Here is a 14,741-nt window from a genome sequence, read left to right on the forward strand (position 1 = left end):
CATGATGACTTCGTATTCCAACAGCCCGAAGTAGGGTCGCCCATTGTGAGGATTCTCGTGGTGGGGGCCGGCGAGGTCGGAAGCTACATCGCCGGACGCCTCAGCCGTGAGGGCAACGATGTCATCGTCATCGACCAGCACTCGCGGCGTCTCGACGCGCTCGCCTCCGAGGTCGACCTGCTCACCGTGAACGGGAGCGGCACCAATCCCAGCGTGCTGGCAGAAGCCGGCCTTGAACGCGCTGAAGTCGTGGTGGCCGTCACCGATTCCGACGAGGTCAACCTGCTCGTGTGCATGCAGGCGAAGCAGGCAGGCGTACCAGCGACCGTCGCACGGCTGCAGGACGGCGACTTGCGCGGCACGCCGGGTCGCAGCCTTCGAAACGCAATTGGCGTCGACCTGGTGCTCGATCCCGATGAGCAGACCGCCGACGCCATCATGGACTTGCTCGTGTACCACGGCGTGTCCGACATCAACGAGCTCGCGAACGGCGAAGTGCTGGTGGTGGGAGCACGCCTGGCGGAAGATGCCCCGCTGGTCGGCAAGACCATGGCCGAGATCGGCGCGTACTACGAGCCGGAATGGGACTTCATCTTCGGCGCGCTGTCGCGCGACGGCGAGGTCACCGTCATGCGCCGCGAGACCACGCTGCAGCCGCACGACTTGCTCCGAGTGGTGTGCCGGCGCCAGGGGCGACGTGAGCTCATGGAGATCATGGGGTTGAGCCGCTCAGACGTGCGCCGCGTCATGATCCTGGGCGGGGGGCGCACAGCCGCCTTGCTGGCCGGTCGGCTGCTTGAGCGTCACATTGAAGTCGTCATCATCGAGCAGCACCACGACCGCTGTCTCGAGCTCAGCGAGCGCCACGCCGGCGCACTCGTGCTGCATGGCGACATCACCGACATCGACGTGCTCGCGCGCGAGGGCGTCGGCACCTTCGACGCTGTGGTGGCCGTGACCGGAGAAGACGATGCCAACGTCTTGGCCTGTCTGTATGCCAAATCTGAAGGGGCCACCGAGACCATCGCCGTCGTGCATCGCCTGTCCTTGCTGCCCTTGCTGGAGCAGGTAGGCATCGACGCAGCGCTGTCGCCCCGCACGGCCAGCGCCAACATGGTCCTGCGGATGGTGCGCGGAGACGTCACTGCCGTGGCGACCTTCCTCGAAGGCGATGTCGAAGTACTCCAATTCGAAGTGGGTGCGGGTTCGAGCGCCGACGGTTCGTTCGTGCGCGAACTTCACCTTCCTGGCCAGATGCTGCTCGCAGCGATCGTGCGGGACGGCAAGGCCCGCATTGCCCGGGGCCGGAGCGAGCTGAGGGCGCGGGACCACGTGGTCGCCTTTGTGACGCCTGACTGCGTGGACGAGGTCAAGCAGGCCTTTCGGTGACACCCCGTCCGGTACGCCGGGCTCGGGAGCGCGAGAGGCTTCGCCGTTTGGTGGTGCGAGCGGTGCGAGGCGCCGACGGCGCTCTGCACAGGTGGGCACGCGGACCGTACGAGTCGACACTTGCCATCACGGCTTTGGTCGTGCTGGCCGCCGCCTCGCCGGTGTTCGCAATATGCGCGGCGTTCGACTGGCTGTTCGGAGGACGGGTTGCTGCGAGCGGCGAGTCTGGGACCGATGCCGTCCCGCTGCTGGTTGCCGGCGCTGCCGTCGCCGTGTTCGCTCTGGGACTGTTGCGACTGTGCCGATTCGAGCGGCGCATCACCGAGCGCCAGACCCTGACGGGGCTGGTGCTCGGATCGTTCGCAGCGGTGACCGCCGTCGCGATTGCACATCTCGCGACCGGCGCAGTGGAGCCCGGTGGCTTGGCGACCGCATTTGCCGAGGCAGCGGCGACGGTCACCGGCACCAACAGCACGACGATCTCGGGGGCTGATCTCGGCGGCGGCATGCTGGCCCTGCGAGCGGTGGGACAGTGGCTGGGCGGGGCCGCATTCATCGTGGTGCTCGTTCGCGTGCTGCCCCACCTCGGCGTCGGCGGCCTGGACACCGACGGGGGAGTGGCGACTCGTTCGGCTCGCAGGCTGGCACCCCGCAGCGCCGGCACGATGGGTCGCCTGCTCCTGCTGTACGGCGCGCTCACTGTGCTGGTCGCCGTCGGCTACGCACTGGCGGGCATGCCGCTGCTGCAGAGCGGTCTGCATGCGCTGACTACGGCCTCCACCGGCGGCTTCTCCACTCAGGCGGCCTCGCTGGGCACATTCGACTCGGCTGCCGTTGAGTGGGTGGCGATCTTCGGCATGGCGGCAGGAGGCGTGAGCCTGCCGCTCATGTTCTTGGCGATCCGGCGCCGTGACCCGGCCCGGTTCATTCGCAGCTACGAATTCAGGCTGTACATCACGCTGATCATCTTCGCCACGGTGGCGGTGGCGCTGTTGCCACGCGACGGTGTCGACTGGACGCACATTCTCGGCCGCGAACACATCCGTGAATCGCTGTTTGCGGTGGTGTCGGTGATCTCAACTACCGGCTTCCAGACCACATCGCTCGTTGATCTGTCGACGGGCAGCCAAGCGCTGCTGATGGTGCTCATGCTGATCGGCGGCATGAGCGCGTCGATGGCCGGCGGATTCAAGGTGGTGCGGCTGCTGACACTGGCGTCGTTCATCGGACGCGAACTGCGTCGTGCCATCTACCCGTCGCTCGCCGAACGGCTGCGTCTGGGCCGCTCGACTATCTCCGAAACGACGATCGGCCGCATCACCGGCGAGCTGCTGCTTGCAGCGCTGCTGATCATCCCTGCCGCCGTACTGCTGGGTGCCAGCGGGCTGAACATCGTCGATGCGCTGACCTATGCCGTGTCCGCGCTGTCGAACGTCGGGCCTGCGATGGCCGCCGCGGACTCGACCGGGCACCTGGCCGTCGAGGGATCGACCGGCCACCTCGACGCGGTCAACTGGCTAGGTCGCATCACGGCCGGGCTGCTCATGATGTGCGGGCGCATGTCGGTGACCGCCGCGGCTGTGGCGCTGAGCGTCGCTGTCTATCCGGCGGTGGCTGCGGTTCGACACGGGCAGTGGCGTCGACGCAGGCCTCACGGAGTGAGAGTGCGGTGAACGGCCTAGGGCGACGACGCTTCGCGTCCACCCCAGTGCACATCAGCGGGGTGGCACTGATGTTCGTGGGGATCGGCATGGCGATCTCCGCCGGCGTCGCGCTCATCGACGGTGGCGGAGGTGCGCTCGCGCTGGGGGTGTCGGCAGCGATCACCGCAGGCGTGGGCAGCGCCATGAACCGCAGCACGACGGCGTCGGGCCGGGCAGACTCGCCGCTGGCGTTTGCCTCGGTGGCATGGGCATGGCTGGCGGTCTCGATAGCCGGCACGATGCCGTACCTGTTCAGTGACGTGATCGGATGGAGCGAGGCCGACAACGCGTTGTTCGAGTCCATCTCGGGCTTCACCTGTACCGGCGCCACGATCCTGGCCGACATCGACGGCGTTCCACACGGCGTCCTCTTCTTCCGCAGCATGACCCAGTGGTTCGGCGGCATGGGCTTGATCGTGCTCGCGGTGAGCGTGCTGCCCGCACTGAAGGTGGGCGGCTTGGAGCTGATCGCCAACGAGGCACCCGGCCCCACAGCTGATCGCTTCACGCCGCGGATCGCCGCCACGGCCCGCCGGCTGTGGATGCTGTACGGGGCGTTCACGCTGGCGGTGATGCTCGCTTTGCTGGCAGCGGGAACCAGCCTGTTCGACGCGGTGGCGCATGCCTTCACCACCGTGGCTACCGGCGGCTTCTCGACGCACTCGGATTCGATTGCCGAGTTCGAGTCGGTGGCTGTCGAGCTGGTGTTGATCGCTGGCATGATCACCTGCGGCGCGAGCTTTTCGATCCATTGGCACCTGATCACGCGCACCCCCTCGCAGCGGCGGGGCTACTCGGAACTGCGCTGGTACCTGGGGCTCATCGGCGGTGCCGCCATTGCCCTGCTGGTGCTGAATTCGGGCAAGCTCAGCCTCGTCGACAACCTCCGGGAGGCAGCGTTCTACGCAGCCTCGCTGGGGTCGAATACCGGCTACGGCCTTACCGATTATGCGCACGAGCAATTCTGGACACCCTCGGCGCAGCTGGTGCTGCTGGCACTGTTCGTGGTCGGCGGCATGACAGGCTCGACCGCGGGCGGCATCAAAGTGCTGCGTCTGCAGATTGTGGCCCGCTACGCGATCCGGGAGGTCATCCGCGCACGCCACCGCAGGGCTGTGCTGCCGATGCGCCTGGGCGACACCACCGTGGCCGAGGACGTCGCGGCGCGGGCTCTGGGCTTTGTGCTGCTGTATCTGGGCCTTGCTCTGGCAGGCGGCGTGCTGATGACTGCGCTGGGCAACGATCTCGAGACGGGATTCTCCGGTGCAGTCTCCGCCATCGGCACGGTGGGCCCAGCGCTGGGCGAGGCAGGGCCGACGAGTTCAGCGCTTGCGTTCGAACGTGCATCGCGGCCGGTGATGATGGTGCTCATGCTGTTCGGCCGGCTCGAGGTGTTCCCCACGATGCTGATGTTCGTGGCGGCGGTGCGTGCCGGCACCCGCTCGCGGTACCAGCGACCGACCGCCACACGCGGACCCCGCCGGCTCACACGGCTCCCGGCACGTCAGAGAGGTTGATCATGACGAGACTGAGCGCAGCGGGGTCAGCGGCATCAGCTCGCTGAAGTCGTCAACCCGCAGCACGCGGGGCAGTTCACCGGGCCGCACTTGAGCAATCGTGCCGGCGCCGTCGGGAAGCGATTGTGCCACCCCGTCGAGAAAGAACAGCACGCCCTGGCTGTCACGTGCGAGCGCCGAGGCGGTGAGCACGAGCTGAGCCACTGCGCGTACTCGCTGAGCGCCTTCGACTTCGAAGAAGACCTCATTGAGGTGGATCGACACGACGTTGTTGCGCAGGAGCTGCACGTCCACCACCTCGGTGCCGGCCGGGATCGCCGACTCCAGCCCGTTCTCGGCTTCGGTCGGTGTCGGACCGGCCAGCAGGTTGTTGAGCGGAGCATCGAGGAAGACAGGGGCGGCGAGCGGTCGCTGCAGCTCCACGAGCAAGCCGTCACGCAGGAAATAGACAGCATGCAATGACGTGGTGGGAGTGTCAGGTCCCGCACCGACCACCGGTTCGTTCCGGTCGGGAAACACACCTGCCGGCACTTCGATGTGAGTCGGAGCGTCATCGGTCGGCAGACCGCACGCAGCGGCCGCGAGCGCCCACATCATCGACACGCAGATGCATCTCAGCACTGGCCTTCTCAGCACGCGCCTGCTTCGCTTGCAGCGGGTCCGTCTCACCGGTGCCCCGCAATGGGAAGCTCGACGACGAAGCGGGCGCCGCGCTCGCCGTCAGGCCGTGACTCGACGCGCACTGAGCCGCCGTGACGCCGGGTGTGCTCGTACACCAGGGCCAGACCAAGACCAGCACCAGTGCCCGCGCCTCGCTTGCGCGCCGCGGCGCCGCGTGTAAAGCGCTCGAAGACCAGATCACGCTCGGAGGGCGTGACGCCCGGCCCGTCGTCTTCGACGGCGACGCGCACCAGGTTGCCGGGTCGTGAGATCCCCACCCGGGTGACACCGCCCCCGTGCTTTTCGGCATTGCGCAGCAGGTTGTCGAAGACCTGTGCGAGCCCTCGCTTGTCGCCGATCACCACAGCATTCGTGGCAGCAGCGGTGATGTTCAGCTCTACATCGGGCCCGAGTGTGCCGACGCGATGTTGCACCAGTTCTGTGATGTTGACGAGACCTCGCTCGAAGACCGATCCGTCGGCGTCAGGTCGGGAGATCTCCAAGAGGTCCTGCACGAGCTGCTGGAATCTGTCGACTTCGGCTGCGAGCAGGTCCAGTGCCGTTGCCCCTTGAGCGGACAGCTCATCGCGGTGGCCGTTCAGATAGTCGATCGAACTTCGCAGGGTCTGCAACGGCGATCGCAGCTCATGGCTCACATCGGACGCGAACCTCGCATCGCGCGCAATGCGGCGCTCCATGGCATCTGCCATGTCGTTGAACGACTCGACGATCACGGCGAGGTCGGGATCGTCGCTGCGTTCAACTCGCGTGTCGAATCGACCGTGCGCGATCGAGTTCGCGGCGTCGGACACGGTTGCGAGCGGCCGCAGCAATCGCCCGCCGGCCCAGGCCCCGACGGCAACGCCGATCAGCACCGTCAGGGCCGCTCCGACACCCAGAATCAGGCGCAGGCTCGCAAGTGTGGCTTCGATCTCCGAGAGGGGGACGACCTCGAAGTAGAGCGTCTCGCTGAGCTGCGATACCGCAGCCGGGCGCAACCGCAAGCCCAGCGCTAGCTGGGGGACACCGTCGAGCCGGTACCGCATCGCGTGGGCTTGATCGGATCGCTCGACTGCCTCCACGAGTTCATCAGGAAGGTCGCTGGGCACGAGAGAAGGTGACCGCCAGATGTCGGGCCCGGTTCGGACAATGGAACGGCTGCCGCTGAGGCTCGGGAGCGATTCGAGCAGCACTGCGAAGTCAGGACTCTCCGCTCGTAGCGAGCCCTGCACCTGGGTGGCGTTTGCGAAGAACTGAGCCTCAGAGGAATCTTGGCGCAGACCCAGCATTGAGCCTCGGGAGAGGCTGTAGGTCATCACCACGAGCAGGAAGGCTGCCAGCAACGCGCCCAGGGTGAATGCCCCGACCACGCGGGCGCGAAGCGGCAACCGGCGCAGGGGCCGCGGCCAGCGCAGCCTCACGTCACGCCCGCAGTTTGTAACCCAGGCCGCGAGCTGTTGCGACGTAGCGCGGGCTGGCTGGATCGTCCTCGATCTTGAGGCGCAGCCGGCGAACATGCACGTCCACCAAGCGACCGTCGCCGAAGTAGTCGTAGCCCCAGACTCGTTCGAGCAGCTGCTCGCGGCTCAGCACCTTGCCGGGATTGTCGGACAGTTCGCAGAGCAGCCGGAATTCGGTCTTGGTCAGGTGCAACTCGTCGCCGCCCTTGGTCACGACGCCCTCGTCGGGATAGATCTCGAGGTCGCCGACGGTTCGTGGCAGGTCACTGCCGTCCACGGTCCGGCTTCGCCTCAGCAGGGCCCTGATGCGTGCCGACAACTCCTTCGGGGCGAAGGGTTTGGTGAGATAGTCGTCGGCACCGGCTTCGAGCCCCGCAACGACATCGTGCGTGTCGTCGCGAGCGGTCACCATGATGATCGGCACGTGGCTGATCCGCCTGATGGAGCGGCACAGCTCGAACCCGTCGAGACCGGGCAGCATGATGTCGACGAGCACGACGTCGGTGCCCTCGGGTGTGAATCGCTCGAGGGCCTCCTCGCACGACTCGGCCTCGCTGACCTGCCAGCCTTCGTCCTCCAGCGCGAGACGCAGCGCCGTACGGATCCGCTCGTCGTCTTCGACTGCGAGAACGTTGGTAGTCAACGCTGTGCTCCCTTCCTGCGGAGCTGTACCGAGGCTTGGTCGGCCCACTCGCTCATGGAACGCAGCACGAGGGCCGCGAGCGCAGCCACCCCGGCCGCGGCAGCGAGGGCGCCGATCGCCGTTCCGCCCAGCGCCGGGCCGACGCATCCTCCGCTGCACTGCAGAGCACTCGTCGCATATCCCGCGAGGCCACCGCACACAGCCGCAACGACAATCGCTCCGAATGCCAAGGCCCTGGCTAACACCGACGGCAGCGCGGTGGGCGCCGCAGTGAGCCCAATGCCGTCGCCGTCGTCGTGCATGCTCACCCGCGCCATGGTACGGCCGTGCGTGCAGCACGTCGTCAATTGCCCCTTTTCTTCCCGCTCATGTTCCCAGTCTCGATTGGACACGGGCTCACGGGCCGCTCGGGCCCGGGGCTCAGCCTCGCGCCTTGCGTGGCAGACTGCGCCAATGTCGCCTGACGTGCATCGATGGGCTGTCGCCGGCGGCATCCTCGCGCATGGTGATGCCGTGCTCATGGTCAACAACCGTCGACGCAACGGCAGCACTGACTGGAGCACGCCGGGCGGTGTGGTCGATCCGGGCGAGACCGTGCTCGGAGCATTGACGCGTGAAGTAGCCGAAGAAACCGGTCTGCAGGTATCGGCCTGGGACGGCCCGCTGTACACCGTCGAGGCAGATGGAAGCGACGGACCCGGCTGGTTCCTGACGGTCGAGGTGCACGGCGCCGAGCAATGGAGCGGCGATCTGGACATCGCTGATCCCGATGGCATCGTCTTCGATGCCCGGTGGGTACGCGTCGGCGAACTCGAAGATCTGCTTACCGGCCAGTACGCATGGATGGCTGAGCCATTGCTGAAGTACCTCGCAGGCAGCGCTCCGCGAGGCCACGTGTTCCGGTACACGGTGACCGGGGACCATCGCGACGGATTGGTGGTGACGCCGGCCACCTCATGAGCCAGCCACAGCGCCGACCGTCGGACGAGCTTGAAACCGGTGAGCTGCCGATCCTTCATGTCGACATGGACGCGTTCTACGTGGAAGTCGAGCGCATGCGCGATCCATCGCTGATCGGGCGACCCGTGATTGTCGGGGGATCCGGCAGGAGAGGCGTGGTTGCATCCGCCAGCTACGAAGCCCGGGCAACAGGCGTGCACGCAGCCATGCCGACCGCGCAAGCACGTCGGCTCTGTCCGTCCGCCATCGTGGTCACGTCGGACTTCTCCGGCTATATCGAAGCCTCATCGGCGATTGCGGAGGTCTTCGAGTCGGTCACACCCCACGTGGAGCCCATCGCGCTGGATGAGGCCTTCTTGGATGTCTCCGGTGCCCACCGTTTGTTTGGTTCATCGTCAGAGATCGCCTGGCACCTGCGCGACGCCGTACGGGAAGCGGTGACGCTGGACTGTTCTGTCGGCGTCGCGTCGAACAAGACGCTGGCAAAGCTCGCGTCGGTCGCAGCAAAGCCGGCCGTGCACCCCGATGGACCCCGGCCAGGGCTCGGCGTCTGTGTGGTCAGCGTCGCGGAGGAGCTGGACTTCCTGCAGGCTCATCGTGTGGAGGCGTTGTGGGGAGTCGGCCCTGTGACGCTCCGTCGACTGAACAAGATCGATGTCTACACCGTGGGCGACCTGGCGGCTGTGCCGCTGAATCGGCTGGTATCGACTGTCGGCGCAGCGCACGGCGTGCATCTCGCAGCGCTGGCGCAGGGAATCGACGACCGGCCGGTCCATCGGGGCGGACTCCCGCGTTCGGTGAGTCACGAGCAGACGTTCGAGACCGATCTGACCGGTGCCGAGCGCGTCCGGGGCGAAGCGGTACGCCTCGCCGATGCCGTCGCATCACGCCTGCGCGCCAACGGGCTGTCGGGGCGAACCGTGACCGTAAAGATCAAGCATCCCGACTTCTCGTTGCGGACACGAGCACGCACGCTCCCCGAGCCGATCCAGACCGGACATGCGCTTGCCCATGTTGCGCAGCAGCTGATCGGCACGCTCGATCTCCACAGTGGAATCCGCTTGCTGGGCGTTGCCGTATCGAACCTGGAAGAAACGGCGTCTGCAGAGATGGAGCCCGCGACAAGGTCACTCGACGAGAGCGAGGCGGCCGCAGCGCAGCCTCATCAGATGGCACTCGACTTGGATCCGCTGCCCGATGCCGCGACTGAGCGTGATGGCGAGACAATTCAGGGACCGACCGGTGACACCGAGCTTGACCTCAGGCTGGCAGATGCCCTTGATGCCATCCGAAACCGTTTTGGCCGCTCTGTCATTGCCCACGGCTCAGCAGCTCTGCGTGATGGCACGCCAGGCGAGCGTCGCTGGGGCCGCTGAGCACATGGCACCTCAAGGGTGCGTGGAAGTAGGGCCGGGCGCGGTCCTACACTGGCAGCAACATCGGCAATACAGCATTTGGAGCCTGTGCGTGCCGCTTTCGGAAGACGAACAACGCATCCTGCTCGAGATCGAGAAGGACTTCTACGACACCGATCCCGAGTTCGCGCGGGAGGTGTCAGAAACCACGCTGACTCGCCACGCGTTGCGCAACATCCGCTGGGCAGTGCTCGGTGGCGTCTTGGGTCTGGTCGGCGTCGGCCTGGGTCTGCAGGTGCACTTCGCGCTGTCGTTCGTCGCGTTCCTGGTGGTGTTTGGCAGCGCAGTGGTGATCGAGCGCAACGTCCGCAAGATGGGCAGGCTGGGGATCGAGAAGGTCTCCGATTCGATCGCCAAGCGATCGCGGCCGAGCAATCCGGATTCCTTCGGGGACCGCATGCGACGCCGCTTCCGCAACGACCCCAGCTAAACCCTGCCGTTGACGGCTGCTCGGTTCCGGCGGCGGGAACGGGGCCCTGCCGTCAGCGCGGAAGGCCGGCATGCAGTCCCGATGCGATCCCAGCGGCTGCGCGCAGAGCGGATACGCGCTTCGAGATGCTGTGCATCCAGCCTGGCCTCGGTGACCGTCTGCGGTGGCGGGGGCTCAGCCGCGTACGCAGCCTCCTGAGCGGCAGCCGCCAACGAGCGCAGCTCGCCTGAATCGATGCGCAGCCGGCGATCGACGCGATCGGCGAATTCGGCGTGCGTCTCGACCGTACGCCTGTCAATGCCGAGATTGAACAGCGTCTCAGCCACGTCATCCCATGCGGCACCGATCGCAGCGCGTGCATCGTGACGGGCGCGGCGATGGTGCAGCGCCCGGCGAACCCGCACGGCCGACGGCACGATGATGAGCCAGCCGATCCCGACCGCCAGCACTGCATAGAACGGAACGACGAGCCACTCCGACCAGCTTCCCGTCGGGGCCTGCGAGCCCTCGAAGTCGAGGACGTCCACGAAGCCTTCGAGATCGCCTGAGAGGCCTTCCAGATCTTCGAGGCCCAGTTCGCCGATGAACCCCGAGCCCGCTTCGCCGGCCGCTTCAGGATCGCCTGGCACCACTTGCTGGGGCGCCACACCGGTGTAGACGACCGCCCCAGGGGCGCCCCGCCCCGGGGTCGGCTCGAAGTACACCCAGCGTCCCGCAATCCAGACCTCGGGCCACGCGTGATAGTGCTCACCCCTGACCACGTAGACGCCGTCGATCAGTTCGCCGGGGGTGAAGCCGACCGCGACTCGCGAGGGCAAGCCGATCGCCCGGGCCATCGCTGCATAGGTACCGGCGAATTGCTCGCAATAGCCGCGCCGCTCGGAGAACAGGAACTGTTCCATGCGCTCAGCGTCGTGCCCGCTCGGCACTCTCAACGCGTAGACGAAGTTCTCGAGGAAGAAGTTCTGCAACGCCAGGGCCTTCGCGTACGGGCCGGAAGCGTCGGCCGTGATGTCAGCAGCGAGGCCGGCCACGCGCCGGTTGAAGTTGTCTGGCAAGTCCAGGTACTTCTGAGCGATGTCCGCTGGCACGTCTCCGCTGGCGGCCACCAGCCCTGCGACGGAGGGAACGTCGACGCTCGAGCTGACCGTGTAGGTCATGCCCGATTCCAGCTCGCTGCTGTGCTCGGTGACCAAAGTGCCCGTCTCCGGGTCGTACAGCGCCTCGGGGCCGTCGTAGGCGACCGGTTCGTATGCGGCTGGCAGCCAGATGCTGTCGAGCGCGGCGATGGTGACCTGCTGGGTGAGCAGCTCGTCGCTGGTTCGTCCGTCCAAGTGCCGGGACGCATCCCCGTAGAGCTGCTCGGATCCCCAGAACGTCCCGTCGAAGCGGCTGAGGCCCGAAACCCTCCAATACGCAGGCGCATCTGCCTCAACCCGGAACAGCTCGGCACCGGAGGTACCCACCAGGCGGCCTTGGGCATTGACCAGAGGGCTGATCGTCACCCTCGACGCCGGGGCACTGCCATCGAGATCCTTCCATGAGACGATTGCAGGAGCGTCGCTGCCTGGCAGCAAGGGCACCAGCAGTGCAGCAACGAGCGCGGCGGGGATGCCCAGGCGCAGTGCCGTGCGCATGGGCACGGTTGCACGCCGCCGGTCGGACGCGCCCACCGGTGTCCGGTCCCCGGTGTGGTGGATGCCGTGTGCGGCCACGAACGCTGCTGCACAGACGACCATCGCAGCGGCACTGCGGATTCGCCATGCATCGGTACCCAATGCCCCCACGAAGGCGAGCACGCAGAAAGCGGGAAGCAGCCCTTGCCCTACCGAGCGCGTACGCAACGCCAGTGCGTCGGCGGCAAAGGCCGCTAGCCAGATGACGGCACCGCCGACAAGCAGGAAGCCTGCGGTGGCAGGCGTCGGCGCTTCTACGATGCCGAAGGCGTCCCAGGCCGCGGTCACGTCGGCGGCCGCTTGCCGCAGCGTCTCGGCGGTGGGAAGCAAGCGCAGCCAGAGTGTGTCGGAGTACAGGGCCAGTCCTTCGACGATGATCAGCATCACCGCCGATGCCGTCGCGGCCGCCGCAAGGGGCCAGCGCTGGCGCCGTGTGACCGCAGCCGAGGCATGGCCGCCCAACGCCATGATGAGCCACAGCGGCGCGAATTCCCAGCTGTCGAACAGGCGGCGGGCGGTGAGAACCGAGAGCAGCGTCAGCAGCCAGAGCGAAACCTCCACCTGCCACAGGCTCCGCCCTTTCATGTACTCACCGCGTTCGCTTGAGACGATGTCTGGGCTGCAGCCCACTTGGGTCCCAGCTCGGCGAGCGTGCTGATGTCGACAACTCCCGGACCGCCCGCCGGCAGGGCATCACCAGGTCTGCACACGCGGATGACGGTCATAGACGAAGTGCGCGACCCCGCTGCCGAGATTGCTTCGGCATCTCTCGCCGCATCGAATACGGTGCCCCCGAGCACCACGACCACTGCACCGACGGCTGTTGCCGCGGCCGCAGCGAGCGTGCTGCGCAGGGATCCCTGCGCCGATGTGGAGACGTCGGCGAGATGATCGAAGACTTGGGCCAAGCCTTCGCCCGAGGTCACGAAGCCGGTATCTGCACCCGCCACCGTCAGCAGTCGCAGCGGGTCATGCCGAGTTGCACTGGCGAGCACGACGCTCGCTGCAGCAGATACGGCAAGCTCGAAGCGCTCGTCGATGAGCGGGCCAGCATCAAAAGCGGTGCTGCGAGTGTCGAGCACCACCGTGACCCGGCTCCGGCGGGGCACTTCGTCTTCTCGCACCATCGGGCGGCCGAGACGCGCCGTCGAGGGCCAGTGGATGCGACGGACATCGTCGCCGGCGGTGTAATCGCGCAGCGCGTAGAAATCCTCGCCGATGCGTTGCAAGGTGTGGACGTCAGCAGCAAGGCCCAGCGGTTCAGGCCCGCGAGCCAGGCGAGGCGGCGCCAGTGTCTGCGTTGCCGGATAGACGACCAGCATCGTCCGCGGGCCTTCGCCGACCCGGGTGCGGGCCAGGCCCAGCGGATCGACGACATCGACCTCCGCTGGTCCGATTTCCAAACGACCCCGGCGTTGAGTCGGCAGCAGGTACGAGGTGCTCAGACGCTCGGCGGCGAGCAGCGGGCCGACCCCCAAGCGCGCGCCGAGGGTGCCGGTCACCGGGTCGGTGAGCTGGAGCAGGGGGGCATGGCCGCCTAAGTTCGTGAGGACGAGTTGCACTCGTGCCTTGCCTCCGGCGTGGACGCGCGCAGGTTGGACCGAACGCTGGATCCTGAGACGGATCCGGCGCGTCCGGGTCCACACCACCGACCCCGAGATCAGTGCGATCCCCGCCAACGCGAGCACCAAGAGCTCGCCCATGCCGAACAGCCGACCGGCGCCGGCGGCCACTGCCGAGCCGATCCCGACGGAGGTGCCCCGCCGCGTCAGCATGCAGCCCAGCCTCTTAGCCAGCGGTGGGGACAGCGACAGCGCCGAAGACGTCGCGCAGGGCAGTCTGGGGTGTCAAGCCCTGCAGTTGCGCATCGGCGCTCAGGCGGATCCGGTGACCGAGCACCGGTTCAGCGACAGCCTTCACATCGTCGGGCACTACGTAGTTCCGACCGGCGGCGAGTGCGCGCGCCTGTGCCACTCGCTGCAGGTCGAGCGTGGCCCGCGGGCTGATGCCCAGCGTGATTGTGCCGCGCTGTCGAGAAGCATCGGCAACGGCGACGATGTAGCGGCGCAGCACCGGCGCAACGTGGACTTCGGTCACGGTACGGGTCATCGCCAACACCTCGCCGGCGGTGGCAACGGGTTCAAGCGTGATCTCCGTGGTGCCGTCGTGGAGATCGAGCACCTCGACGGCCGAATCCGCATCCGGGTAGCCGATGCTCACGCGCATCAGGAACCGGTCGAGCTGAGACTCGGGCAATGGGTAGGTGCCCTCGTGCTCGATCGGATTCTGTGTGGCAATCACCATGAATGGCTGACCGAGCGGCCGTGTTGTGCGGTCGGTCGTGACCTGGCGTTCCTGCATTGCTTCGAGCAGAGCCGCCTGCGTCTTCGGCGAAGCCCGGTTGATCTCGTCGACCAGCACGATGCTGGAGAAGAGTGCGCCAGGACGGAACTCGAAAGTGCGCTCGCGCTCATCCCAGACATTGACGCCGATGACGTCCGATGGCAGCACATCCGGGGTGAATTGGATCCGGCCGAACGGTGCGTCAATCGAGGCTGCGAGCGATTTGGCGAGGCTGGTTTTGCCGACCCCCGGTACGTCTTCGATCAGCAAGTGTCCATCGCACAGCAAGCACAGCAGCGAGAGCCCGACCGCGTCGGGCTTGCCTCGAATGACCCGCTCCACATTCGCAGCGATGCGCTCGAACGTCTGCCGGAATGTCTCGGCGTCGGCCACGTGCGTTTGCGGGGGAGTGTGATTGCGCACGGCGTCTGGCTTTCGGGGCTGGAAGATTCCGTGTAGCCGGCATCTCGGCCGGGACTCGGAGAACGCTGTGAGGCTACTCAGCATCGCTTCACCGTCACCGTCGCCCCCCGCTGCCGCTTCTA

General features: G+C 66.9%; 13 protein-coding genes. 6 read left to right on the forward strand and 7 right to left on the reverse strand.

The genetic code is table 11. The features are described from left to right. The first annotated feature begins 45 nt into the window (after nt 1-45). From trkA to VI480_RS12440, 3 genes are read left to right on the forward strand one after another with little or no spacing between them, the layout of a single operon-like run. On the forward strand, nt 46-1,389 hold the full coding sequence (gene trkA, locus VI480_RS12430; protein ID WP_323673168.1) for a Trk system potassium transporter TrkA: 1,344 nt from the start codon (nt 46-48) through the stop codon (nt 1,387-1,389). Beyond that, nucleotides 1,386-3,062, forward strand: a complete 1,677-nt coding sequence (locus VI480_RS12435; RefSeq protein ID WP_323673169.1) for a TrkH family potassium uptake protein — start codon at nt 1,386-1,388, stop codon at nt 3,060-3,062. The genes trkA and VI480_RS12435 overlap by 4 nt, the downstream gene beginning before the upstream one ends. Continuing rightward, complete coding sequence (locus VI480_RS12440; RefSeq protein ID WP_323673170.1) at nt 3,059-4,609, forward strand: TrkH family potassium uptake protein; 1,551 nt, start codon at nt 3,059-3,061, stop codon at nt 4,607-4,609. The genes VI480_RS12435 and VI480_RS12440 overlap by 4 nt, the downstream gene beginning before the upstream one ends. Here the strand turns inward: VI480_RS12440 and VI480_RS12445 are convergent, their stop codons facing one another. The 4 genes from VI480_RS12445 to VI480_RS12460 all read right to left on the reverse strand — a co-directional run bounded on the left by VI480_RS12445 (nt 4,610) and on the right by VI480_RS12460 (nt 7,680). Beyond that, nucleotides 4,610-5,206, reverse strand: coding sequence for a GerMN domain-containing protein (locus VI480_RS12445; protein ID WP_323673261.1), 597 nt, complete (start codon nt 5,204-5,206; stop codon nt 4,610-4,612). It abuts the gene before it with no gap. Nucleotides 5,207-5,274: 68 nt separating this feature from the next. Then, a complete protein-coding gene (locus VI480_RS12450) occupies nt 5,275-6,690 on the reverse strand; it encodes a HAMP domain-containing sensor histidine kinase (RefSeq protein WP_323673171.1) in 1,416 nt (471 codons plus the stop codon). Nucleotide 6,691: 1 nt separating this feature from the next. Further along, complete coding sequence (locus VI480_RS12455; RefSeq protein WP_323673172.1) at nt 6,692-7,372, reverse strand: response regulator transcription factor; 681 nt, start codon at nt 7,370-7,372, stop codon at nt 6,692-6,694. Then, nucleotides 7,369-7,680: a hypothetical protein gene (locus VI480_RS12460; RefSeq protein WP_323673173.1), complete on the reverse strand. Its 312-nt coding sequence runs from the start codon at nt 7,678-7,680 to the stop codon at nt 7,369-7,371. Before VI480_RS12460 ends, VI480_RS12455 begins: the two co-directional genes overlap by 4 nt. A gap of 145 nt (nt 7,681-7,825) precedes the next feature. Here VI480_RS12460 and VI480_RS12465 point away from each other — a divergent pair, with 145 nt between their 5' ends. The 3 genes from VI480_RS12465 to VI480_RS12475 all read left to right on the forward strand — a co-directional run bounded on the left by VI480_RS12465 (nt 7,826) and on the right by VI480_RS12475 (nt 10,177). Continuing rightward, entirely contained in the window at nt 7,826-8,332 is a 507-nt protein-coding gene (locus tag VI480_RS12465) for an NUDIX hydrolase (protein ID WP_323673174.1), read from the forward strand. Further along, nucleotides 8,329-9,708: a DNA polymerase IV gene (gene dinB, locus VI480_RS12470; protein ID WP_323673175.1), complete on the forward strand. Its 1,380-nt coding sequence runs from the start codon at nt 8,329-8,331 to the stop codon at nt 9,706-9,708. Before VI480_RS12465 ends, dinB begins: the two co-directional genes overlap by 4 nt. 91 nt (nt 9,709-9,799) lie before the next feature. After that, a complete protein-coding gene (locus VI480_RS12475; protein WP_323673176.1) occupies nt 9,800-10,177 on the forward strand; it encodes a DUF3040 domain-containing protein in 378 nt (125 codons plus the stop codon). Here VI480_RS12475 and VI480_RS12480 read toward each other — a convergent pair. The 3 genes from VI480_RS12480 to VI480_RS12490 are packed head-to-tail and all read right to left on the reverse strand — an operon-like array spanning nt 10,174 to nt 14,619. Beyond that, a complete protein-coding gene (locus tag VI480_RS12480; protein ID WP_323673177.1) occupies nt 10,174-12,438 on the reverse strand; it encodes a transglutaminaseTgpA domain-containing protein in 2,265 nt (754 codons plus the stop codon). The two genes, VI480_RS12475 and VI480_RS12480, sit on opposite strands and share 4 nt — an antisense overlap. Further along, the gene (locus tag VI480_RS12485) at nt 12,435-13,628 is read right to left on the reverse strand and encodes a DUF58 domain-containing protein (RefSeq protein WP_323673178.1); all 1,194 of its coding nucleotides are present in this window, start codon (nt 13,626-13,628) and stop codon (nt 12,435-12,437) included. The genes VI480_RS12480 and VI480_RS12485 overlap by 4 nt, the downstream gene beginning before the upstream one ends. A gap of 13 nt (nt 13,629-13,641) precedes the next feature. Then, nucleotides 13,642-14,619: a MoxR family ATPase gene (locus VI480_RS12490; RefSeq protein WP_323673179.1), complete on the reverse strand. Its 978-nt coding sequence runs from the start codon at nt 14,617-14,619 to the stop codon at nt 13,642-13,644. Between the last annotated feature and the right edge of the window lie 122 nt (nt 14,620-14,741).

Source organism: Candidatus Poriferisodalis multihospitum, assembly GCF_028283155.1.
Taxonomy (GTDB): Bacteria; Actinomycetota; Acidimicrobiia; order Acidimicrobiales; family Poriferisodalaceae; genus Poriferisodalis; species Poriferisodalis multihospitum.

Excerpts from the sequence above, each read along its gene's own strand:
- dinB (WP_323673175.1), top strand. The coding sequence starts at position 8,329 with ATGAGCCAGCCACAGCGCCGACCGTCGGACGAGCTTGAAACCGGTGAG.
- VI480_RS12480 (WP_323673177.1), bottom strand. The coding sequence starts at position 12,438 with ATGAAAGGGCGGAGCCTGTGGCAGGTGGAGGTTTCGCTCTGGCTGCTG.
- VI480_RS12445 (WP_323673261.1), bottom strand. The coding sequence starts at position 5,206 with ATGATGTGGGCGCTCGCGGCCGCTGCGTGCGGTCTGCCGACCGATGAC.
- VI480_RS12485 (WP_323673178.1), bottom strand. The coding sequence starts at position 13,628 with ATGCTGACGCGGCGGGGCACCTCCGTCGGGATCGGCTCGGCAGTGGCC.
- VI480_RS12465 (WP_323673174.1), top strand. The coding sequence starts at position 7,826 with ATGTCGCCTGACGTGCATCGATGGGCTGTCGCCGGCGGCATCCTCGCG.